20 protein-coding genes are annotated in these 20,890 nt (G+C 44.4%); 3 read left to right on the forward strand and 17 right to left on the reverse strand.

The window, feature by feature from the left end:
- Nucleotides 1–18: 18 nt before the first annotated feature.
- The 8 genes from ACRRS1_RS22655 to urtA all read right to left on the reverse strand — a co-directional run bounded on the left by ACRRS1_RS22655 (nucleotide 19) and on the right by urtA (nucleotide 7,380).
- On the reverse strand, nucleotides 19–582 hold the full coding sequence (locus tag ACRRS1_RS22655; RefSeq protein ID WP_432455269.1) for a GbsR/MarR family transcriptional regulator: 564 nt from the start codon (nucleotides 580–582) through the stop codon (nucleotides 19–21).
- Between the two features lie 266 nt (nucleotides 583–848).
- The gene (locus ACRRS1_RS22660) at nucleotides 849–1,205 is read right to left on the reverse strand and encodes an FmdB family zinc ribbon protein (RefSeq protein ID WP_432468685.1); all 357 of its coding nucleotides are present in this window, start codon (nucleotides 1,203–1,205) and stop codon (nucleotides 849–851) included.
- A 12-nt stretch (nucleotides 1,206–1,217) separates the two neighbouring features.
- Nucleotides 1,218–2,453: a formamidase gene (gene fmdA, locus ACRRS1_RS22665; protein ID WP_432455267.1), complete on the reverse strand. Its 1,236-nt coding sequence runs from the start codon at nucleotides 2,451–2,453 to the stop codon at nucleotides 1,218–1,220.
- Between the two features lie 38 nt (nucleotides 2,454–2,491).
- A complete protein-coding gene (gene urtE / locus ACRRS1_RS22670) occupies nucleotides 2,492–3,181 on the reverse strand; it encodes an urea ABC transporter ATP-binding subunit UrtE (RefSeq protein ID WP_432468683.1) in 690 nt (229 codons plus the stop codon).
- A gap of 11 nt (nucleotides 3,182–3,192) precedes the next feature.
- The gene (gene urtD / locus ACRRS1_RS22675; RefSeq protein WP_432460545.1) at nucleotides 3,193–3,945 is read right to left on the reverse strand and encodes an urea ABC transporter ATP-binding protein UrtD; all 753 of its coding nucleotides are present in this window, start codon (nucleotides 3,943–3,945) and stop codon (nucleotides 3,193–3,195) included.
- Nucleotides 3,932–5,116 (reverse strand): urea ABC transporter permease subunit UrtC, encoded by a 1,185-nt coding sequence (gene urtC / locus ACRRS1_RS22680; RefSeq protein WP_432468681.1) that lies wholly within the window; start codon nucleotides 5,114–5,116, stop codon nucleotides 3,932–3,934. The genes urtD and urtC overlap by 14 nt, the downstream gene beginning before the upstream one ends.
- Before the next feature lie 11 nt (nucleotides 5,117–5,127).
- Nucleotides 5,128–6,054 carry an urea ABC transporter permease subunit UrtB gene (gene urtB, locus ACRRS1_RS22685; RefSeq protein ID WP_432460547.1) on the reverse strand — a complete coding sequence of 309 codons (927 nt, stop codon included), beginning with the start codon at nucleotides 6,052–6,054 and terminating at the stop codon, nucleotides 5,128–5,130.
- Between the two features lie 63 nt (nucleotides 6,055–6,117).
- On the reverse strand, nucleotides 6,118–7,380 hold the full coding sequence (gene urtA, locus ACRRS1_RS22690) for an urea ABC transporter substrate-binding protein (protein WP_432460548.1): 1,263 nt from the start codon (nucleotides 7,378–7,380) through the stop codon (nucleotides 6,118–6,120).
- Between the two features lie 294 nt (nucleotides 7,381–7,674).
- Here urtA and ACRRS1_RS22695 point away from each other — a divergent pair, with 294 nt between their 5' ends.
- Complete coding sequence (locus ACRRS1_RS22695) at nucleotides 7,675–11,058, forward strand: hybrid sensor histidine kinase/response regulator (protein ID WP_432468679.1); 3,384 nt, start codon at nucleotides 7,675–7,677, stop codon at nucleotides 11,056–11,058.
- Complete coding sequence (locus tag ACRRS1_RS22700; RefSeq protein ID WP_432468677.1) at nucleotides 11,055–11,963, forward strand: response regulator transcription factor; 909 nt, start codon at nucleotides 11,055–11,057, stop codon at nucleotides 11,961–11,963. The genes ACRRS1_RS22695 and ACRRS1_RS22700 overlap by 4 nt, the downstream gene beginning before the upstream one ends.
- A 39-nt stretch (nucleotides 11,964–12,002) precedes the next feature.
- Here the strand turns inward: ACRRS1_RS22700 and ACRRS1_RS22705 are convergent, their stop codons facing one another.
- Nucleotides 12,003–12,788 carry a helix-turn-helix transcriptional regulator gene (locus ACRRS1_RS22705; protein ID WP_432468675.1) on the reverse strand — a complete coding sequence of 262 codons (786 nt, stop codon included), beginning with the start codon at nucleotides 12,786–12,788 and terminating at the stop codon, nucleotides 12,003–12,005.
- Between the two features lie 96 nt (nucleotides 12,789–12,884).
- On the opposite strand from ACRRS1_RS22705, the gene ACRRS1_RS22710 reads away from it, so the two are divergent.
- A complete protein-coding gene (locus ACRRS1_RS22710) occupies nucleotides 12,885–14,096 on the forward strand; it encodes an MFS transporter (protein WP_432468674.1) in 1,212 nt (403 codons plus the stop codon).
- A 351-nt stretch (nucleotides 14,097–14,447) separates the two neighbouring features.
- Here ACRRS1_RS22710 and mnmE read toward each other — a convergent pair whose 3' ends face one another.
- The 8 genes from mnmE to ACRRS1_RS22750 all read right to left on the reverse strand — a co-directional run bounded on the left by mnmE (nucleotide 14,448) and on the right by ACRRS1_RS22750 (nucleotide 20,663).
- A complete protein-coding gene (gene mnmE / locus ACRRS1_RS22715) occupies nucleotides 14,448–15,812 on the reverse strand; it encodes a tRNA uridine-5-carboxymethylaminomethyl(34) synthesis GTPase MnmE (protein WP_432468672.1) in 1,365 nt (454 codons plus the stop codon).
- A 96-nt stretch (nucleotides 15,813–15,908) separates the two neighbouring features.
- On the reverse strand, nucleotides 15,909–17,546 hold the full coding sequence (gene yidC, locus ACRRS1_RS22720; protein WP_432468670.1) for a membrane protein insertase YidC: 1,638 nt from the start codon (nucleotides 17,544–17,546) through the stop codon (nucleotides 15,909–15,911).
- A gap of 7 nt (nucleotides 17,547–17,553) precedes the next feature.
- Complete coding sequence (gene yidD, locus ACRRS1_RS22725; RefSeq protein ID WP_432455255.1) at nucleotides 17,554–17,808, reverse strand: membrane protein insertion efficiency factor YidD; 255 nt, start codon at nucleotides 17,806–17,808, stop codon at nucleotides 17,554–17,556.
- Nucleotides 17,769–18,086 (reverse strand): ribonuclease P protein component, encoded by a 318-nt coding sequence (rnpA, locus tag ACRRS1_RS22730; RefSeq protein ID WP_432468962.1) that lies wholly within the window; start codon nucleotides 18,084–18,086, stop codon nucleotides 17,769–17,771. The genes yidD and rnpA overlap by 40 nt, the downstream gene beginning before the upstream one ends.
- Nucleotides 18,087–18,135: 49 nt before the next feature.
- A complete protein-coding gene (rpmH, locus tag ACRRS1_RS22735) occupies nucleotides 18,136–18,270 on the reverse strand; it encodes a 50S ribosomal protein L34 (protein ID WP_016400276.1) in 135 nt (44 codons plus the stop codon).
- A 218-nt stretch (nucleotides 18,271–18,488) separates the two neighbouring features.
- Nucleotides 18,489–19,235, reverse strand: a complete 747-nt coding sequence (locus ACRRS1_RS22740) for an amino acid ABC transporter ATP-binding protein (RefSeq protein WP_432468669.1) — start codon at nucleotides 19,233–19,235, stop codon at nucleotides 18,489–18,491.
- A 1-nt stretch (nucleotide 19,236) separates the two neighbouring features.
- Complete coding sequence (locus tag ACRRS1_RS22745; RefSeq protein ID WP_432455253.1) at nucleotides 19,237–19,905, reverse strand: amino acid ABC transporter permease; 669 nt, start codon at nucleotides 19,903–19,905, stop codon at nucleotides 19,237–19,239.
- Entirely contained in the window at nucleotides 19,905–20,663 is a 759-nt protein-coding gene (locus ACRRS1_RS22750; protein WP_432455252.1) for an amino acid ABC transporter substrate-binding protein, read from the reverse strand. The genes ACRRS1_RS22745 and ACRRS1_RS22750 overlap by 1 nt, the downstream gene beginning before the upstream one ends.
- Nucleotides 20,664–20,890: the final 227 nt, after the last annotated feature.

A 20,890-nucleotide genomic window follows, 5' to 3' on the forward strand; every position in this document is an offset into this window, starting at 1 on the left:
TCATCGAAGGTTAATAATTTACGGGTTGGTGCCAGTTCCATTGTTACCAACGATTTTGTCTTTTAATTCAATAATCTTGCTAATTCCTGAACCCATTTTCATCAAACTTTGTAGAGTCTCGGGGCTCATGTTGTTTAAGGTATTCGACCATTGCGTGATTAATTCCAACAAGTCATGGATTTCAGCCATTTTTTGTTGGGTATAGCGATCCGCTTCATTTTCTGGTGGGTCGATTAAATTAGAACGTAACAGCGACAGGGTTGGATCTACTTCTCGCTTAGTTCTTTCTTCAAATACTGTTTTAGCCATCTCCCAAATTGAACCCGCAGCGGTAAAAAACTCTCGGCGCTGGCCTGCTTGATGGCTTAATTTAACTAGGCGCCATGATTGCAGTTCTTTTAAGGCCATGCTTACATTGCCTCGGCTAATCCCAAGTTGTTCCATAATTTGTTCGGCATGCAAGGGCTGTTGGTTGATCACCAATAAGGCGAGAATTTGTCCAACGGTGCGGTTAAAGCCCCAGCGACTGCCCATTTCGCCAAAATGAAGTACAAAAGCCTGGCTCTTCTCTGATAATTGCATCGGGCCGATTCCTTATTATTGAACTTTCAGAAAACGCTGAAACCTTATATTAAAATTGATTTAAGTCAATCTTTTTGGTTTTAAATGAGTGTCTATTATAAAATTTGCGCTGGGTTAAAGATTTTTGAGGGAAATTGTTGTTGCTGATTTTTATTTGAGGTTTTTCGGCTACTGATTTGAATCGTTGAAGAAAAACCCTAAAAGATAATTTAGGGTTTTATGCGGTTTCAGCGATTAAGTGCGAATGTTTAGTATCTTCTGCTTATTTAATGGCTGATCATCCAGGGACGCATGGAAGGAAACATTTTTTCTCCCTTGGCGGTATAAAATAGTTTTGAAGCACCTCGTTTGTGATGCTGACAGCCGCAGCCTTTTTTTAAGCGTTCAGTATTTTCTGCTCGGCTATCAACGCTTGAATGTTGCGGTTCATGTCTTGCTTGTTCGTTGCGGGCGATCGCCTGCTTGGTTTCTGCGGCCATATCTAATACTGTTGGCGGCAAAATAATTACCCTTGGTGCTAACTGATTGCACTGTGGACAAGCGGCCGGTTTAGCGCAGTCGTCTAAGGCAGCAAGTTGGTAAAATGCGCCATGTTCGGCACATTTATAGTCGTAAACAGGCATGGTTCACCTCTCTTATTTATCTAGATCTGGGGCTAAAGGCATATCGACACTGCCATCTAAATATTTTGTTGGACCTTCGGCGTTGGGTTTTATATCGAACTCGAAGATGTCGGTAGGTAACCAGAGGGTTGCGCAAGAGTTTGGCACATCTACCACGCCACTGAGATGTCCTTGTACTGGTGCTGTGCCGAGTAAAGAGTAGGCCTGAGCACCACTGTAACCAAATTTCTTCAGGTATTCGATGGCGTTTAAGCAAGCTTGACGATAAGCCACATTGGCATCTAAATAATGTTGTTTGCCATGTTCATCTACCGAGATGCCTTCGAAAATCAGATAGTCATCGTAGCGAGGTGTAATTGGACTGGGTTTAAAAATGGGGTTTTTTATCGCGTATTTTGCCATGCCATCTTTGATTAAATTGACGCGAAGATGGATCCAACCCGCCATTTCAATGGCCCCACAGAAAGTGATTTCACCATCGCCTTGGCTAAAGTGTAAATCACCTACCGATAAACCCGCATCTTTAACATAAACTGGGAAGTAGATTTTTGAGCCGCGTGATAAGTCCTTAATATCACAGTTACCACCATGTTCACGGGGGGGCACGGTTCTGGCTGCTTCTTCGGCGGCGACTTTTGCCTGATCGGGTTTCATTTTTCCCATGTGAGCCGTTGGTGCATAGGGAAGGGCGGCTAGCATTGGTACCCGCTCGGGGTTGGTATCAAATAGTTCTTTTTCCCGTTTGTTCCAGACGTCTAACATCTCTTTCGAGGGTAAACAGCCAATCAGGCCCGGGTGGATTAAGCCTGCAAATTCAACTCCTGGAATGTGCCGAGACTTGGTAAACATGCCGTTGAAATCCCAGATAGATTTTTGTGCTTCAGGGAAGTGTTCATCAAGGAAACCTCCACCATTTTGTTTCGAGAAAAAGCCGTTGAAACCCCATTGTGAATCATCAAAGGTGCCAATATCGAGAATATCAACTTCTAAGAGATCGCCAGGCTCGGCACCCGTAACCCCCACAGGACCCGATAAAAAGTGAACCTGAGATAAGTCGACATCTCGAACATCGGAAGCATCATCATTGTTTTTTATTTGCCCGCCAGTCCAGTCGATACATTCTAAAATAAAGTCGTCACCGGGTTTTACCATTGCCGCCATGGGAATATCTGGATGCCAGCGATTATGCAGTTTTTCATTGTCGTAGGCGGATTGTTTTAGATCTATTTTAATGATTGTTTGTGCCATGGTTATTCTCCTTGAGTATCAATTTCCATGTATTGCCTTTACACCGACAAATAGGCGGCGACTTGGTTTTCATCTACTTCATCACGCTGAACGTCGTGAACGATTTTTCCTTTTTCGATAACTAAGATGCGATCCGCAACATCAAGGGCAAAGCTCAGTACCTGTTCCGAGACTACGATTGATAAGCCGCGTTGATCACGGATCTGTTTGAGGGTTTTAGCCATATCTTTAATGATTGAAGGTTGGATCCCTTCAGTCGGTTCATCCAATAGCAATACGCTGGGATTACTGGCTAAGGCGCGGGCAATCGCCAGTTGCTGTTGCTGTCCTCCTGATAAATTGCCGCCGCGTCGATGGCGCATTTCCCATAACACCGGAAAGGTACTATAGAGGTCGTCTGGTACCCGTTTTGCATTGCTGGTGGTTAAACCCGTTTCGATATTCTCTTGTACCGTCATCGTGGAAAAAATCATTCGTCCCTGGGGCACAAAACCTAAACCAGCAGCCACCCGCTGGTGACTCTTTTTATGACACAGTTCTTTGCCAGCCAGCTTTAGCTGACCGCTGCGACTGGGGATGATTCCGATCAGTGATTTCATGAGGGTGGTTTTGCCCATGCCATTACGGCCTAAAATAGCGACAATTTCATTCGCCTTGAGTGAAAAGTTCAAATCGGATATCACTTCACTTTGGCCATAGGCAACGTGGTAATTAGTTAGCTTGAGCATGCTTGTTCTCCTTAATGGCCAAGGTAGACTTCAATAACTTTGGGATCATTTTTTACCCGCTGCATTGAGCCTTCCGATAAGACCTTGCCTTGGTGCAATACGGTGACTCGGTCAGCAATGTCTTCGACAAATTGCATATCGTGTTCGATCACCAATACCGAACGATTCTTGGTGATGCTTTGCAGTAGTTCGGCAGTTTGTTTACGCTCGGCCACCGACATGCCTGCGACGGGTTCGTCGAGCATCAATAGTTCTGGATCTTGGATCAGCAACATGCCTATTTCTAACCATTGTTTTTGGCCATGGCTGAGTAAGTCGGCTTGCTGGTGGAGTTTGTCGCTGAGGTATACCATTTCGGCAATTTCTGTAATTTTGTCTGTTACCGCTTGGTCTCGTTTAAAGGTTAATGCTCCCCATACATTGCGACCCCGTGGATAAGATATCTCTAAGTTTTCGAATACGCTGAGATCTTCATAGATGGAAGGATTTTGAAATTTGCGACCAACTCCCGCATGGACAATTTGATGCTCTTTCAGTTTGGTTAACTCTTGTTGCTTAAATTTAATCGAGCCCTCGGTGGCTTTAGTTCTGCCACAGATTAAATCTAAAACGGTGGTTTTTCCGGCACCATTGGGGCCAATAATCACCCGAATTTCTTGCTCTTCTACATATAGCGATAGGTCATCGACAGCCTTAAATCCATCAAAGGAAACGCTGAGGCCTTCAACACTGAGAACAAAGTCTTTCTTATTAGGCTGAGACATTTCGACGCTCCTCTATATCTGTAGGCTCAGAGCTTGGCGGAGCAGGCTCAATCAACTCAAGTGCAACAGGTTGACGTTGACGAAAGCGGCTTAACCAAGGATGGATGTAACTTTGATAGAGTCCTGCCAAACCATCGGGAAAGGCTAACACCACGCCGATAAATAAAGCGCCCATGGCAAATAACCACAGCTCTGGGAAGGATTCAGAGAAAGTGGTTTTGGCTAAGTTCACTACAAGCGTGCCGTAAATCGCTCCCAGTAGTGATAAGCGTCCACCCACCGCACAGAAAATCACCATTTCAATCGAGGGCACAATGCCAACGAAGGAAGGCGACATAAAACCGACTTGAAGGGTGAACATGGCGCCACCAATTGCCGAGAAAGCCGCAGCGATACAGAAGATAAAAATTTTGAAATTAGCCACGTTATAACCAGAGAAACGAACTCGATCTTCTTTCTCTCGCATCGCAACCAGTAAGCGGCCCAACTTACAATTTTTGATGTATAAGGCGATAAATAAACACGCGAGTAACAAAGCTGCATTCACGAAATACAACAGGGTCTGTGCTGATTCACTGCGAATATCCCAAGTCAAAAATGTCCGTAGATCGGTGATCCCATTCACTCCGCCGGTATAACCCTGTTGGCCAATAATTAATATGCTGAGGATGGCGGCAATAGCCTGAGTGATAATCGCAAAGTACACCCCACCGACTCGGCGGGTAAACATTGCAAGTCCAATGATAAAAGCAAATAACATCGGTACTGCAATTACGGCTAGCAGGGTAAAGCTTAAGCTGTGGAAGGGTTGCCAAAACCATGGCAATTCCGTGAGCTGGTTCCAATCCATAAAATCTGGAATACCCGGTGTAGATTGGATGGCCGTAGCTTCCGGGTTGGAGGCTTCTAGTTTTAAGAACATGGCCATGCAATAACCGCCTAAGCCAAAAAACACCCCTTGGCCAAGGCTTAAAATACCGCCACAACCCCAGCATAAAACTAGGCCCAGTGCGACAAAGGCATAGGTGAGGTATTTACCGACTAAATTTAACCGAAATGCATCTAAACATAGCGGTAGGATAATCAAGATAAGCGCAGCCAGTAGCAGGTATTGCCACCATGCGATACGGTTTCGACTGTGCTCGGTTTGAGCTTCTATTGGAGTGAACATGGTGACTCTCCCTAGCGACGAATTTTCAATGAAAACAGACCTTGGGGACGGAGCATCAGAATGCCAACCACGGTCAATAAGGTGAGAACTTTAGCCATCGAACCACTGAGGAAAAACTCCATGGTGGATTGGGCTTGAGAGATGGTAAATGCTGAAGCAACAGTGCCGAGCAGGCTGGAAGCGCCACCAAATACCACGACAAGGAAGGTATCAACAATATACTGTTGTCCAGCGGTTGGGCCTGTCGATCCGACCATGGTGAAGGCTGAGCCAGCAATACCAGCAATACCGCAGCCTAGGGCAAAGGTATAACGATCTACTTTTTCGGTATTAATCCCGACGGCACCCGCCATGGCTCGATTTTGGACCACGGCTCGGGTTTGTTTACCTAAACGTGATTTTTGCATTAGTAGGTAAACGCAAAAGGTAATCACGATAGTTAGACCCATCACGAAGATCCCATTAATCGGAACTTCGATGATGTCGGTAATGGCATAAGAGCCCATCAGCCAATCGGGTAGACTCACACCGACTTCTCGGGCGCCGAATACGGTGCGATAAACTTGTTGTAGGATCAGGCTTAAGCCCCAGGTGGCAAGTAAGGTATCTAATGGGCGTTTGTATAAGTGGCGGATCATGGCCCATTCCACCAGCGCACCTAAGGCGGCTGTGCAAATAAAGGCGAACAGCATCGCGACCAAGAAATAGCCGTCGTATAGTCCGGGAAAATAGTGAGTAAACAGTTGCGAAGTTAAATAGGTGATGTAGGCGCCTAGGATCATAAATTCGCCATGTGCCATATTAATCACACCCATTTGACCGAATATGATGGCAAGGCCTAAGGCCATAAGAACAAAAACAGAAAAGAGAATTAGACCGGCAAATCCTTGCATAGCAAAAATAGCGGTGAGTTCTGCACTGGTATAATCGGCAAACATAGCAAATCCCTCGTGAACGCTTGCGAAAACAGAAGTTGGCCTGTTAACACAGGCCATGAGTTTTTACTGATAACCTTCAGGGAATGGATTGGGTTCAATCAGCTCATCGGTCTCATAAACGATGTCATACTGGCCATCTGCTTTGGCATGACCAATTCGGGTTTTTGACCAAAGGTGATGGTTAGGGTGAACTCGTACATAACCTTCTGGGGCGGTGGTAAGCTCGATCCCTGGTGAAGCTTCACGTACTTTATCGATATCGAAAGACCCTGCTTTTTCTACGGCGGCCTTCCATAACCAAGGGCCTAGATAAGCGGCTTGAGTCACATCGCCAATGACAATGTCATCTCCCCAGCGTTTTTTAAAGGCGGCAACAAATTGTTGGTTGTTTTGATTGGTGAGGCTTTGGAAGTATTTCATTGCGGCATAAGCGCCTTGAATGTTTTCACCGCCAATTCCCAGGATTTCATCTTCGGTGACTGAAATTGTGAGAACCAATGGTTTTTCCTTGGTCATATCGATCCCGGCGGCTTTCAATTGTTTATAGAAAGCGACATTGGATCCACCCACGACGATGGCATAAATCACATCGGGTTTTTTCAGCTTAATTTTGTTTATCACTGAGTTAAATTGGGTATGACCGAGCGGATAGTACTCTTCGCCTACGACTTTTAGGCCGAGTTTTTCGATGTGTTTGCGGGCTATTTTGTTGGAAGTGCGTGGCCAGATATAGTCAGAGCCGAGTAGGAAGAAGCTTTTCGCGCCCTTGGTTTTTGTTACCCAGTCAATTCCTGCGATAATTTGTTGCGTGGCTTCTTGGCCCGTATAAATGACATTGGGTGACTGCTCTAAACCTTCGTAAAAAGTCGGGTAGTAAAGCATGCCGTTATATTGCTCAAATACGGGTAATACAGCTTTACGTGAGGCTGATGTCCAACAGCCAAATACAGCCGCCGCTTTGTCTCTTACCAGTAGTTTTTTAGATTTTTCAGCAAAGGTTGGCCAATCACTAGCTCCATCTTCTTGAATATATTCAATCTTTCTGCCGAGTATGCCGCCCATGGCATTAATTTGTTCGATCGCAAGCATTTCAGCCTGAACCGATCCGGTTTCACTGATCGCCATAGTGCCGGTGACCGAATGTAAGATCCCAACCTTTACCGTGTCATCGGTCACGGCGAGCCCCGTGGTATTAATGACATCGGTAGCGGGGTTTGCCGCTAAGCTGAGCTGAGAAACCAGCATCGCAGCGGGCAGCGCCAGCATTCCCTTGAGTAGTTGGCGACGTAAGCGTGTACGTAGGCCTGTGTTGGTGGTTTTTTGCATAATGATATCCCTATATGTGGTGGATGCTTTACCGAGACTTGGCGGTAGAGCCATCATGCAAAACTTATTGCGGGAGGGTAATGAGCTAATCACCCTAGGCAACTACGTCATTTAACGCATGGTTATGCGGAGCGCATCGGGTTAGGGTCAGAGTGACAGCCAAGGCGCAAATAATATTTATAGAGAACATAATAACTTACTGATTTTGTTGATTATTTAAATATTAAGATAAGATGTATAGGCTTGATTCGTGCTTAAAATAGAACTTAACCAAGTGCTTGGAGTTAGTCAGGGATGAAAGACCAGCATGTATTTAAGGTGAGGAGGAATTATAACCGTTGGGTAGTGAACCAAACCTTAGAAGATTATGCCTTACGTTTTACCGCGAAGCGGGCCCGCCAGTGGTCGGCGGCACGCGTTGCTAATACTGCCATTGGTGCGATCTCTTTCTTAGCTTTGGAAGCGATTGGCGGGGCGATTATGTTGAATTATGGCTTCACCAATGCCTTAGCCGCTATCATGATTGTTTCAGCGATTATCTTTTGCTGTGGCATTCCTATTTCTTATTATGCTGCCCGCTACGGGGTGGATATTGATTTACTGACCCGCGGCGCAGGTTTTGGTTATATTGGTTCAACCATTACTTCGCTAATTTATGCGTCATTTACCTTCATTTTTTTCGCCATAGAATCGGCCATTATGGCTTCGGCCTTAGACTTGCTGTTTGGGATCCCTGTGAGTTGGGGGTATCTACTTTGTGCTGTGTTGGTGATTCCGTTGGTGACGCATGGCATCACTTTTATCAGTCGCTTTCACCTATGGACTCAGCCTTTATGGATCGTGCTGCAACTGACCCCTTTTGTGTTTATTTTATGGAATGAATGGTCATCGGTAGACAGTTGGACTCACTACCGCGGCCGTCACCAGAAAGTTACCGATGATGGTTTTAGTTTGCATTTATTTGGTGCAGCGGCGGGGGTATTGTTCTCTTTAATGGGGCAAATTGGTGAGCAAGTCGATTTTCTACGTTTTATGCCAGAAAAAACCAAGCGTAAACCCTTTTATTGGTGGTTCGCCTTGATTAGTGCGGGTCCGGGTTGGGTGATCATTGGCGCGATTAAAGTTTTAATGGGGACTTTTTTGGTGGTGTTGGCGCTTGATGCACAGGTTGACCCCCGAGTGGCCGATGATCCGATCCAGATGTATCAGGTTGCCTTCTCTTATGTGAGTTCTCAGCCTTTGGTTGCGTTGTCTTTAGCGGGCATTTTTGTGATTGTTTGCCAGCTCAAGATCAATGTAACAAACGCTTATGCTGGCTCTATTGCTTGGTCTAACTTTTTTTCTCGTTTAACTCATAGTCATCCGGGACGGGTGGTTTGGTTGGTTTTTAATGTGATTATTGCGTTGTTGATTATGGAGTTGGGTATTTATGCGGCGATAGAAGATACGCTTGGGATTTATTCGAATATGGCGGTCGCTTGGGTTGGCGCTTTGGTTGCCGATTTAGTGATTAATAAACCGCTTGGTTTAAGTCCTAAATACATTGAGTTTAAACGAGCACATCTCTATGACATTAACCCGGTGGGAGTTGGGTCGATGTTACTGGCATCGTTGATTGGTATTTATTGTTATAGCGGAAACTTAGGCGCTTTAGCTCAATCCTTATCGCCATTTATAGGTTTAAGCGTGGCTTTTGTTTGTTCTCCGCTCATTGCTATCTTAACCAAAGGGCGTTATTACCTCGCTCGCGAACCCAATTTGGCAGCGCTTAAACAAACCGATTGTACCGTTTGCCAAAATAATTTCGAACCGGAAGATCTGGCTTTCTGCCCTGCCTACGGGGGCGCGATATGTTCGTTATGCTGCACCCTTGATGCGCGTTGTCATGACCAATGTAAAAGCAATGCTCGTTTCGCTCAGCAACTAAGCCAGTTTGTGGCCTTAGTTTTACCTAAGTCGGTATCTTCGTTAATGAATACTCGTTTATTACATTTTTCGGGCTTGATGTTTTTGATTGCATCCTTGGTCGCGGGTTTATTCTATTTGGTGTACTTACGGATCCCCAGTGATGATATGACGACTCAGTTGGTGGTGTCGGGAACTCTGAGTCAGGTGTTTTTTCTATTGATGATCATTGTTGGGGTATTGGTTTGGTTATTTGTGTTAGCCAACGACAGTCGTCAATTTGCCTTAGATGAATCAAAACGCCAGACGCAACTGTTAAGCCGAGAAATTGCCGCTCACGAAGCCACCGATCTGGCTTTACAGCAAGCCAAAGAAACTGCCGAGTCGGCCAATCAGGCGAAGAGTCGCTACTTAACCAGTATTAGTCATGAGCTAAGGACACCACTCAACTCAATCCTCGGTTATGCTCAACTATTAGAAAATAGCCATGATTTAGCCAAGCCCTATCTTAGTAAGGTGGCTTTGATTAAACGAAGTGGTGAACATCTTGCCGATATAATCGAAGGTTTATTAGATATTTCAAGAATAGAAGCGGGGCGGTTAGAACTACATCGAGATCAGGTTGCGATTGCCGATTTACTGGATGATTTGGTGGCAATGTTTAGTTTACAGGCGAAAGAGAAAGGGATTGAGTTTTACTATCATCCTAGCCGCTATTTACCAAAATGGGTGACCTCCGATGAAACCCATTTACGACAAATCTTAATTAATTTGTTATCCAATGCCGTCAAGTTTACCGCTCAAGGTTCGGTATCATTTGCAGTACGTTATCGAAACCAAGTGGCCGAATTTACCATTAGTGATACCGGCTTTGGGATTGATGAGCAAGATCTTGAACGTATCTTTCGTCCTTTTGAGAGGGTACGTAAGCCGGGACAGGCCCATAGTCCGGGCACTGGCTTGGGTTTAACTATCACTCAACTATTGACCGATATTATGGGCGGAGATCTCAATGTAAGTAGCAAAGCTCAGCAAGGCAGTGTTTTTAAACTGAGTTTGATGTTATCTAGTATCGATAGCCCAGTGCGACCGCTACTCAGGCCTCGAAAAATCGCTGCCATTGAAGGTGAAAGTAAAACGGTGATGGTGGTGGATGATGATGCCAATCATCGCGGCTTAGTGGTCGAAATTCTCAGTCCTTTGGGGTTTGTTGTTTTAGAAGCGGCTGACCCTTATGCCTGCCTCAATCATCTTGGTCATGCTGATATCGACTTATATTTATTAGATATTTCGATGCCGGGTATGAATGGTTGGCAGTTATTACAGCGCTTGCGAGACCGAGCTATCACTACGCCAGTGATTATGGTCTCTGCTGATGCCACCGAAACGCTACCCAGTGAGTATATTGATAGAGCGGATAAGCTTGCCCTATATAATGGCTATTTAGCGAAGCCACTTCGTGACTATTTGCTGCTAGACAAAATAGCGGAAATACTCAATCTTCAATGGCGCTATGCCACGTCGCAGCCAGCTCATGTGATAGCGCCGCCTGCGGTTCCCGCGCAACAAGCGATAGCTTCGGCAAGCGTTGAGCCCTTAAAACAAATTGTCGATATGGCCCAGCTTGGTTTTGTGCAGGGTATTGAAGAGTTGCTGATTAGCTTAGACAAACAACAACAAGATAGTGCTTTGGTTCGCTCGTTAAGGGCCGAATTGGCGAACTATCAGTTTTCTAATATTCAACTTATTTGTAAAAAGGCACTGGCACAATGAGTCGCGAGGAGTCAAAAGGAATTATCTTGGTGGTTGATGATGCTACCGAGTCTTTAGCTATGTTAAATACAGCCTTAGTCAGCCAAGGGTATACGGTGCTGGTTGCTATGGATGGATTACAGGCTTTAAATATTGCTGCCCGAATGGTACCAGATGTGGTGTTAATGGATGCCCTTATGCCCAATATGGATGGCTTTGAAGCATGCTTATTATTAAAACAAAATAAACAGTTAAGTGATGTGCCAGTGATTTTTATGACTGGTTTAAGTGATAGTGAATCGGTGGTAAAGGGCCTGGAATCTGGCGGTGTTGATTATATTCAAAAACCAATTAAGTTAGAGGAGTTATTCGCACGAATTAAAGTTCATCTGGGGAATTCGCGTTTAACTCGCAGTGCCCATAGTGTATTAGAAGAGATAGCTCAGGCGACATTTACTTTTAATTTGAATAGCCATATTGTTTGGGCCAGCTCTAAGGCGAAGGATTTATTACAAAGTGCAGGGATTACTGCCAGTCTTGAATCGCCAAAACTTAATCAACAGTTAGCAGACTGGTTATCATCGATGCCAGATAAACATAGTTTGTTGACGATTCATCAGTTAAATATGTCATTAAAAATTAGGTATTTAGGTGAGTCTGCACCAGGTGAGCACTTACTACGGATTATCAATGATGATGACGTGAGTGTGCGAGAATCATTGCGTCAGCGTTTTAAGTTAACCGAGCGAGAATCTGAAGTATTGCTTTGGTTAACCAGAGGCAAGACCAATCGAGAAATCGCGCAGATTTTGTCGATGAGCCCGCGCACGGTTAACAAACACTTAGAGCCAATATTTCAAAAGTTAGCCGTTGAAAATCGCACCACCGCCGCTGCGATTTGCCTTGAATACCTGAATCAGCGTTAACTGGTTTTTTAGGTTTTGCAGATCAAATCGAACAATAATTTAATCTTTTCGAGCGTATACAACTAAGCGGAGGTGGCGGTCAGCATCGACGGTCATTGATGTGTGTTCAAATGCGATATTCTGCTCGTTAATTGTAAATGTCTTCGTTCCATGGCAGGGAGCATGAACGTCATGCCTGTTCCACCATTCTCTAAAGTCAGGTGATGTTTTCTGCAAATTTGTCACTAGAGCTTGAATATCTGATTCTTGGGTAGCAAGGGCGTAATCCCGTCTAAAGCTAGAAAGCATCTGTATGGCTTGATTTTTCCAGTTGTGTAACCGTTCTCTTAGGCTTGCGTCAGTAAATAGCATCCACAATAAGTTGCGTTGGTTTGCTGGATGGCTATCAAAGCCAAAAAGTTGGTCGGCTGGAGAGTTAAAAGCCAATACGTCCCAGCGTAAGTTGAGCACAAATGCGCCATGAGGAGATAAATCGTTCATTAGTCTTAGAATCAAAGGTTGCACTTGGCAAAACGTTTTTCCTGGTTCGGCTGGAAGCCGATTATGAGCGAGCAAAAATAAGTGCCTACGTTCTGCAGCGTCTAGTTTGAGTGTTTTCGCTAGATTATCCAGAAAAGTGGATGAAGCTTGGATGTCTCTGCCTTGCTCAAGCCATGTGTACCATGTGAGGCCAACTCCTGAAAGGGCTGAGACTTCTTCTCGTCTTAGTCCTGGTGTACGTCGGCGTCCTCCAGTTGGTAAACCAAGATCTGCTGGAGAAAGGCGTTCTCTACGAGTTTTTAGAAATGTTGCTAGTTCTTCGCGAGTTCGTTCTAGTTTGCTCATCAGTACTCTATTAGCTTAAGTAATACTATAAATGGTTAAATTGTAACACCATAAATGGGTGGGTAATATGGTGTTTTCTATTTAGAGAGACTAAAAATGAGCTTTGATCGCTTAGAGTGTGTGCAAAAATCTACTTCTGTTACAAAGTGTTATTCAAATTCACTAAGCATCTATTTGATTGCTCTAGGCGCTTTTTCTTTAGGTATGGCTTCTTACGTAACAGCAGGACTCATCCCATTAATTGAGCAGGATTTCAAAGTATCGGTCAGCTTTGCTGCTCAGTTAGTTACAGTCTTTACATTGGCTTATGGGATTGGTTCTCCAGTCATTGTTGCTTTGTTACCGACCAATCGCCAGAAAAGTGGAATTTTGGCAGCATTAGGATTATTTGTGCTCGCCAATGCAGCCAGTGCACTTGCCACAGATTTTATATGGTTAGTGGTATTTAGAGCTCTCGCTGGCATTGGTTCGGGGGTTTATCTTTCAATCGGTATAGCTACTGCTGCGTCTCTATCCCCTCATCGTAGAGGTAAAGCGATTGCATTAGTTATGGGGGGAATGGCTGCTGGGACTGTCCTTGGAGTACCTGTGGGACTTGTTTTAGCGGAAAATATGGGATGGCCTATCGCTTTTGGCTTAGTCACCATACTTGGATTAACAGCGTTGCTTGGATTGATTCTATGGTTGCCTGAATTACCTAATTATGACTCCGTGCCCTTACGCAAGAAGTTGTCATTGTTCGTTGACCGCCAAGTAACCGTAATCTTGGCTGTATCATTGTTTGCTGCTATCTCAAGTCTTGGTATGTATACATTTCTTGCTCCTCTTATGTTGTCAGTGGAATATAGTGGGGTACATTCTATTACCCCTTTTCTATGGATCTGGGGCCTTGGTGGTATCGCCGGGAGTTTCTTGGTTGGGCCATTAACTGAGCGCATTCACAACTCGCTCATGACCTTATCGATTATGTTAATTTTAGGAGCATCATTAATCATGCTCCCATTTATCGTAGCTTGGAGTGTTTGGTTGGCAATGGTGCCTATAGCCGTATGGGGGGCGGTTGGTTGGGCTTTACAGGTCCCACAAAATAATCAGTTGTTACATGTTCGAGATAATCATGGTGATGGTCATCTTGCTGTTGCGCTGAATGAATCTGCTCTTTATTTAGGTAGCGCTATTGGTGCTGCTGTTGGTGGCGTTATTTTAACATTATCATTACCCATGTGGGTATTACCTGTTGGCGCTGGAATTGTTGCTGTCGTTGGTGCTTTGTTGCAATTGATTCATATGCATCAAAATCGTCGTTAGTTTTGATATTATCTATGTCGTTCTTGAGCGAGTTTTTAAGATAGATTTGAATCCAAAGAGTTTAACTCTTCAAGAATGACTTTGATGTTCACTTAGCGGCAATAAACTATTGGTTTTTTAGCTCTTAGTTATGTTCGTTCTGATTGACTCTGTTTTATTGTACTCGTGTTCTAAAGTATTTTGGTATGCCGATTTTCATCGGCTTTTCTTACCTTGTGCGCCAGATGTGCTCCAAATTTATCTTCGGAGTAGATACGGAGCAAGAATCGACAATATCCATCAAATTACTTCCCACCAAATAAAACAAAATTATTTTAAAATCATAATGTTGTTTTGATGCGTTTTACTCTTTTACTTGCCAATACAGAAGCTGCTGAAAATACGACTGAGTAAATCGTCGGAGCTAAATGCCCCGGTGATTTCGCTCAGTTGTTGCTGAGCGAGTCGTAACTCTTCAGCAAGTAATTCTCCGGCATGATAGACCTCGAGTTGGGTCTTACCATTGTCTAAATGTTCTGCGGCGTGTTGAATGGCATTAAGATGGCGACGGCGCGCCATAAAGTTACCTTCGCTACTGCCCTGAAAGCCCATACACTGTTTTAAGTGTTCTTTTAGGGTAGATAAGCCCAGTTCTGTTTTGGCCGAGAGTTTATAAACCGGGTGGCCGTGATCCATCACTACATTGAGATCTTCACCGGTAATATCAGCCTTGTTACGGACCACAGTCATGCCAATATTTGCCGGTAATTTGGCTACAAACTCTGGCCATATTTTTATGGGGTCAAGTTCGGCGGTGGTTGTGCCGTCCACCATAAACAATACCCGATCAGCATTATTGATTTCTTCCCAAGCTCGTTCGATACCAATTGTTTCGACCACATCTGCATCTTCACGCAGGCCTGCGGTATCGATGATATGTAGCGGCATGCCATCAATATGGATGTGCTCCCGCAATACATCTCGGGTGGTGCCTGCTATTTCGGTCACAATAGCGGCTTGTTTGCCAGCTAAGGCATTGAGTAGACTTGATTTACCAGCATTAGGACGCCCAGCTATTACTACTCGCATTCCATCTCGTAGTAGTGAACCCTGGCGCGCCTGAGTTTGTACTTCGGCTAGTTCATCGATGATGGTGTTGAGGTCTTTTTGTACTTTACCGTCACTCAAAAAATCGATTTCTTCTTCGGGAAAGTCGATGGCGGCTTCCACATAGATCCGCAGGTGGGTGACGCTTTCAACGAGCTGGTGGATCTTATTAGAGAATTCTCCCTGCAGGGATAGCAAGGCGCTTTTGGCGGCTTGTTCGCTGGTGGCTTCAATTAAGTCGGCTATCGCTTCGGCTTGTGCTAGATCCAATTTATCGTTGAGAAAGGCTCGCTCACTAAATTCACCTGGACGGGCTAGACGGATACCATCAATTTGGCAAATTTCACGGATCAACATATCGATGACAACTGGCCCACCATGACCTTGCAGTTCTAGGATATCTTCACCAGTAAAAGAGTTAGGCCCTTTAAAATACAAAGCAATGCCTTGGTCTAAGGTTTCACCTTGCAGGTTTTTAAACGCGAGGTAGTCGGCATAGCGGGGTTGAGGGCACTTACCTAACAGGGTCTGTGCCACCTGTTCCGATAGGGGACCGGACACTCGAATAATGCCGACTCCACCGCGACCCGGTGCTGTTGCTTGGGCGACAATAGTCTCATTTGATTGCATGCGGTTTTCTCTTTAAAAATCGAACTTAACTGGGCGCAAAAAAAAGCCACCCAGCTCACGCTGAATGGCATTTTAGCATTGATACCAAACTTGTGTTTAGCGTTTATGCAAACCGTTTTTCTCTAGGTTACGGTAGATCAGAGTTTGCTGAATTAGCGTTACCACGTTACTCATTAACCAGTAAAGTACTAGACCTGCTGGGAACCACAGGAAGAAGACGGTAAAGATAACCGGCATAAACTGCATGACTTTGGCTTGCATCGGATCGCTCACCGCGGTGGGTGACATTTTTTGGATGAAGAACATGCTTACCCCCATCAATATCGGCAAGATGTAGAATGGGTCTTGTACCGATAAATCGGTGATCCAGCCAAAGAATGGAGCATGGCGTAGTTCAACGTTTTCCATCAGAGACCAATACAAAGAAATGAAGATTGGCATTTGCAGTAAGATTGGGAAACAGCCCCCGAGCGGATTGACCTTTTCCTTCTTGTATAATTCCATCATGCCTTGCGACATTTTCTGACGGTCGTCACCGAATTTTTCGCGTAGTTCAGCCATCTTCGGTTGCAGTAAACGCATTTTTGCCATCGAAGTGTATTGCGCTTTGGTGAGCGGATACATAATGCCTTTTACGGTGAAGGTGATCAGGATAATCGCGATCCCCCAGTTACCAACAAAGCTATGGAAGAAGGTTAATAACTTGGAAAGCGGTTGGGCAATAAACCATAACAAACCGTAGTCGACGGTTAAGTCTAAATGTTGCGCCGCGTCGGCCATTTCAGTTTGTAGTTTTGGTCCGACCCATAAGGCGGTATCAAACTGTGTGGTTTGATTGGGGGCGACACTTTGCTGTGGCGCTTTGAATCCCATGAATACAAAACCGTTGCTTGCACGAGAATATAACTGGTTATTTTGCTCTGGGTTACCTAACCAAGCACTCACAAAATAGTGTTGCATCATCGCAATCCAACCACCTTGGGTTGAAACATTAAGATTGTTTTTCTTAATGTCTTTGATGCTGTACTTGGAGTAGCGAGTCGATTCGCTAGAATACGCGCCGCCATGATAAACCGGCATCACCATGTTGGTTGTATGCTCTTCTTCGGTTTGTTTTAGCTGGGTATATAGCTGTAAATTAAGGTTTGAGGCACTGTTGTTAGTGACATCATAATGAACATCTATTTTGTAGCTGCCGCGGTTCAAGGTAAAGATTTTATGGTAGCTGTTACCATCGGCGTCTTTATAGCTAAGCGTGACGGTGAGTTGGTCGCTACCGTCCTCTAAGCTAAAATTGTCGCTAGAGACTGAATAAATCGGACGTCCTTTGGGGTTCGCATCTGGCCCATTAGCACCGATTAAGCCACTTTGTGCCACATAGGTGAAGTCAGCATTGTCTTCAAGTAAAATGAAGGGGTCGCTAGCATCTTCAGTAATTGGGTAGGCGAGTAATTCAGCACTTACCACATCACCGCCTTGAGCACTGATTTTAAGTTTTAATACGTCGGTGGTTACAGTGATTAACTGGCCTGTAGCAGAGGCCTTGGTTAAGTCTGAATCGTCTTGATGTGCCGCGCTTGGGGGTACATCACCATTTGCATTAGTCGCTGCTGCTGGAGCGGTATTGGTTGCCACGACAACGGGTTGTGGGCCGTAGTCTTTTTGCCATTGCTGATAGATAAGAAAACTTACAAACAGCAACCCAATTAGTAGTAAATTGCGTTGAGATTCCATAATTTAGTTAATCACTATTAGTTTTTTTTGAACCGGGAACGGGATCATACCCGCCAGGATGTAGTGGATGGCATTTTAATAGACGTTGGCTCGCTAACCAACAACCTTTTATCACACCATGCAAATTAATTGCTTCAATCGCGTAATCTGAACACGTTGGCGTAAACCTACAGCGCGGGCCAAGTAGTGGACTTATCACATATTGATAAGCCTTAATCGGCATTATTGCGATGATTCGCAACGGCGCTTTAGTCTTCGCCATGATTTCTCCAGGATCTTGCTCAGTTCTTGATTACTTAAGTCTGAAATACCGTTCTTAGAAATAATCACTATATCTATAGCGGGTAGGTCATGTTGATGTAGACGGAAGCTTTCTCTTGCTAAACGCTTAATTCGATTTCGACCGACGGCAAGTTTGATGCTTTTTTTAGAAATAGCTAAACCTAAACGGGGATGAGAAAGAGAATTATTTTTGGCAAGGATAGTGAGTTGAGGAGTACCCACACGAACGGGGTTGGAGAATACGTGTTTGAAGTGCATGGGAGTTAACAAACGTAACTCCCTGCCGAACGAATGTCTTAGCACGTAATTATGCAGACAAACTTGCGCGACCTTTGGCACGACGACGGGCCAAAACTTGGCGACCGTTTTTAGTTGCCATGCGAGCGCGGAAACCGTGGCTACGCTTACGTTTTAGTACGCTTGGTTGAAAAGTACGTTTCATAGTTATTACTCTTGCTAGCTAGTTTTTTACTGTACAGTCGGTGCAATTTAACCAAAATGGTTGGCGCACCGGGTAAAAAAGAGGCGAAATTCTAATCATTCACCCCTTCTAAGTCAAACGAAATATCGCTTAATCGTAGAGACTCTACTTAAAAAGATCTTTTGGATCCTGCGCGGCATTATAGTACCGCTATATATAGGTGCAACAGTTGTTATTGTTTAGTCGCCAGTATGTTTGGCGATACGAGATATAAACTGTTGAGTTCTTGGGTCTTTTGCCTTGGTAAATAGCTGTTCTGGAGTGCCCTGCTCAATTATTTCACCGTCACTCATAAACACAATTCGATCCGCGACTTCTCGAGCAAATGACATTTCATGGGTTACAATCACCATCGTTTGCTGCTGTTTGGCAAGTTGCTTTATTAAAGCTAATACTTCTGCGACCCACTCGGGGTCTAAGGCTGAAGTGGGTTCATCAAATAGAATCGCTTTACTTTGGGTGGCCATGGCGCGACCGATACCGACGCGCTGTTGTTGTCCACCCGATAACTGGCTTGGATAGTGATCGACTTTGTCTGCCAAACCTATATCTTTCAATATTGCACTGGCGCTAGCATAGGCTTGCTGTTTACTTTGTTGCCAAACCGTAATCAGAGGCTCTGCGATATTTTGCAGGGCCGTTAAATTGGCAAACAATGAATAGTTTTGGAATACAAAAGAGAGCTTACGCCTTAGCGCTAGAATTTCTTTAGCTGAGGTATGCGCTGCATTCACCATAAGTTGGTCGACTTGAATACTGCCTTGATCGGGATGTTCCAGAAAGTTGATACAGCGTAATAAAGTCGATTTACCAGTTCCTGATGGTCCGATGATCGCTACAACTTCACCTTCATTTATCTGAAGATCAACGTTTTTTAACACCATCTTGCCATTAAATGCTTTACTGATTTTATTGACTTTAATCATCTTAATAAGCCTTGGCTAAACGGTTTTCTGCGAGGGTTTGTAGTTGGGTAAACAGGGCTACGACGGCCCAGTAAATTAATGCTACGGCGAGGAATGACTCAAAGAACTTAAAGCTACTAGAGGCTTCCATTTGTGCTTTTGCCATAATTTCGGCAACACCTAAGGTGAAAGCTAAGGAGGTGCTTTTAATCATATCGATGAAGTAGTTCATCAAGGAGGGTAATGCGGTGCGCAGAGCCTGAGGCAGTATCACGCGTTTTAAAGCTTGAAGTCGCGTCATACCGAAAGCGTAACTGGCATCCCATTGGCTTTTGTCAACGGAGTTTATCGCAGCTCGTATACTTTCCGCCATATAGGAAGAAAAGTGCAGGCTTAAGCCGATTACCGAAGCGCTAAACGCATCCAGACCGATCATGATGGGGAACACCTGGGGTAGGCCATAATACAAGATAAATAGCTGAACTAATAATGGCGTACCTCGGAAAAACGAGATGAAAACAACCGCTAGTGAATTTAATAGCGGTAGTTTAAAGATCCTCACTAGCGCTAGAGCTAAGGCCAGTATTAAGGCAAACACGGCTGCAATTGCAGCCATTTCCATGGTGGTAGCCAAATACTTAAAGAGAATTGGCATTAGCTCCAGCATGTAGTTGAAGTCAAATTGAGACATTATTTGGTGATGTCCCCATCAAACCATTTTTCGGAGATGGCGCTTAGGCTGCCATCTTGTCGCATTTCGGCTAGGCTCGCGTTTACTTTCGTTTGTAGAGCCTTGCCAGCTGCGTTGTTGATAAACGGTAGTGCATTTTGGATGGTTTCGAAGGGTTGACCAGCCAATGCCAGAGGAAGACCTGATTTTTTAATCAGAGCTAAAGACGATACTCGGTCCATTACAAATGCGTCAGAACGGCCAAGTGCGACATCTTGTTCAATGCCGGTATCGTAAGTAACGATGTTTATTTGTTGGGCGCTGTCGTGCTTTCTTAATAATTGCTCAAAATTGGACCCTAAATTGACGGCGACCTTTTTGCCCTTAAGATCGTTAATACCACTAATTTCGCTGTTGCCCTTGCGCACCACAATTTGTGCGCCATCAATAACATAGGGCTGCGAGAACAAATATTTAGCTTTGCGCTCATCGGTGATGGTGATTTGGTTGGCAATCGTGTCGACCCGTCCGGTTTCTAACATCCCAAATAAGCCAGAGAAATTAGCGGTAACATATTCGACTTGCCAATCGTTACGCTTGGCAAGCTCATTCCACAAGTCCACTTCGAAGCCTTGTAACTTATCTTGCTTGACAAAAGTGAAAGGAAAGTAGCGTCCAGACATGCCAACTTTTACGGTTTCTTGAGCAAATACCGACCAAGAACTAAGGCTGATGAGTAGTACACTAATTAGCCAAGAAGATTTATTGAGTATTTTCATTTGTATTTATCTATGTTTTGTTTTTGCTGTGGATAAAAATACTACTTCAGTTCAAAATTACATACAAATACGCTGTAGTTATAATAAATAACGAAGCAGATATATACCGGATCCTATTTTATTCACATATTTGTTATCTGCTTGTGAATAATTCATAAGAAACCTAGAGTTTAAGCGGCTTCCGTTATAAAATAGACGGTCTTTTTGGTGATAACGCGGGGTCGCGA

The organism is Agarivorans sp. Z349TD_8 (assembly GCF_050870825.2).
In the GTDB taxonomy this organism is placed as follows: Bacteria; Pseudomonadota; Gammaproteobacteria; order Enterobacterales; family Celerinatantimonadaceae; genus Agarivorans.

Excerpts from the sequence above, each read along its gene's own strand:
- urtB (WP_432460547.1), bottom strand. The coding sequence starts at position 6,054 with ATGTTTGCCGATTATACCAGTGCAGAACTCACCGCTATTTTTGCTATG.
- fmdA (WP_432455267.1), bottom strand. The coding sequence starts at position 2,453 with ATGGCACAAACAATCATTAAAATAGATCTAAAACAATCCGCCTACGAC.
- ACRRS1_RS22745 (WP_432455253.1), bottom strand. The coding sequence starts at position 19,905 with ATGTCTCAATTTGACTTCAACTACATGCTGGAGCTAATGCCAATTCTC.
- ACRRS1_RS22750 (WP_432455252.1), bottom strand. The coding sequence starts at position 20,663 with ATGAAAATACTCAATAAATCTTCTTGGCTAATTAGTGTACTACTCATC.
- ACRRS1_RS22695 (WP_432468679.1), top strand. The coding sequence starts at position 7,675 with ATGAAAGACCAGCATGTATTTAAGGTGAGGAGGAATTATAACCGTTGG.
- ACRRS1_RS22655 (WP_432455269.1), bottom strand. The coding sequence starts at position 582 with ATGCAATTATCAGAGAAGAGCCAGGCTTTTGTACTTCATTTTGGCGAA.
- urtD (WP_432460545.1), bottom strand. The coding sequence starts at position 3,945 with ATGTCTCAGCCTAATAAGAAAGACTTTGTTCTCAGTGTTGAAGGCCTC.
- yidD (WP_432455255.1), bottom strand. The coding sequence starts at position 17,808 with ATGGCGAAGACTAAAGCGCCGTTGCGAATCATCGCAATAATGCCGATT.
- ACRRS1_RS22705 (WP_432468675.1), bottom strand. The coding sequence starts at position 12,788 with ATGAGCAAACTAGAACGAACTCGCGAAGAACTAGCAACATTTCTAAAA.
- urtE (WP_432468683.1), bottom strand. The coding sequence starts at position 3,181 with ATGCTCAAGCTAACTAATTACCACGTTGCCTATGGCCAAAGTGAAGTG.
- ACRRS1_RS22700 (WP_432468677.1), top strand. The coding sequence starts at position 11,055 with ATGAGTCGCGAGGAGTCAAAAGGAATTATCTTGGTGGTTGATGATGCT.
- rpmH (WP_016400276.1), bottom strand. The coding sequence starts at position 18,270 with ATGAAACGTACTTTTCAACCAAGCGTACTAAAACGTAAGCGTAGCCAC.
- urtC (WP_432468681.1), bottom strand. The coding sequence starts at position 5,116 with ATGTTCACTCCAATAGAAGCTCAAACCGAGCACAGTCGAAACCGTATC.
- mnmE (WP_432468672.1), bottom strand. The coding sequence starts at position 15,812 with ATGCAATCAAATGAGACTATTGTCGCCCAAGCAACAGCACCGGGTCGC.
- urtA (WP_432460548.1), bottom strand. The coding sequence starts at position 7,380 with ATGCAAAAAACCACCAACACAGGCCTACGTACACGCTTACGTCGCCAA.
- ACRRS1_RS22710 (WP_432468674.1), top strand. The coding sequence starts at position 12,885 with ATGAGCTTTGATCGCTTAGAGTGTGTGCAAAAATCTACTTCTGTTACA.
- ACRRS1_RS22660 (WP_432468685.1), bottom strand. The coding sequence starts at position 1,205 with ATGCCTGTTTACGACTATAAATGTGCCGAACATGGCGCATTTTACCAA.
- rnpA (WP_432468962.1), bottom strand. The coding sequence starts at position 18,086 with ATGCACTTCAAACACGTATTCTCCAACCCCGTTCGTGTGGGTACTCCT.
- ACRRS1_RS22740 (WP_432468669.1), bottom strand. The coding sequence starts at position 19,235 with ATGATTAAAGTCAATAAAATCAGTAAAGCATTTAATGGCAAGATGGTG.
- yidC (WP_432468670.1), bottom strand. The coding sequence starts at position 17,546 with ATGGAATCTCAACGCAATTTACTACTAATTGGGTTGCTGTTTGTAAGT.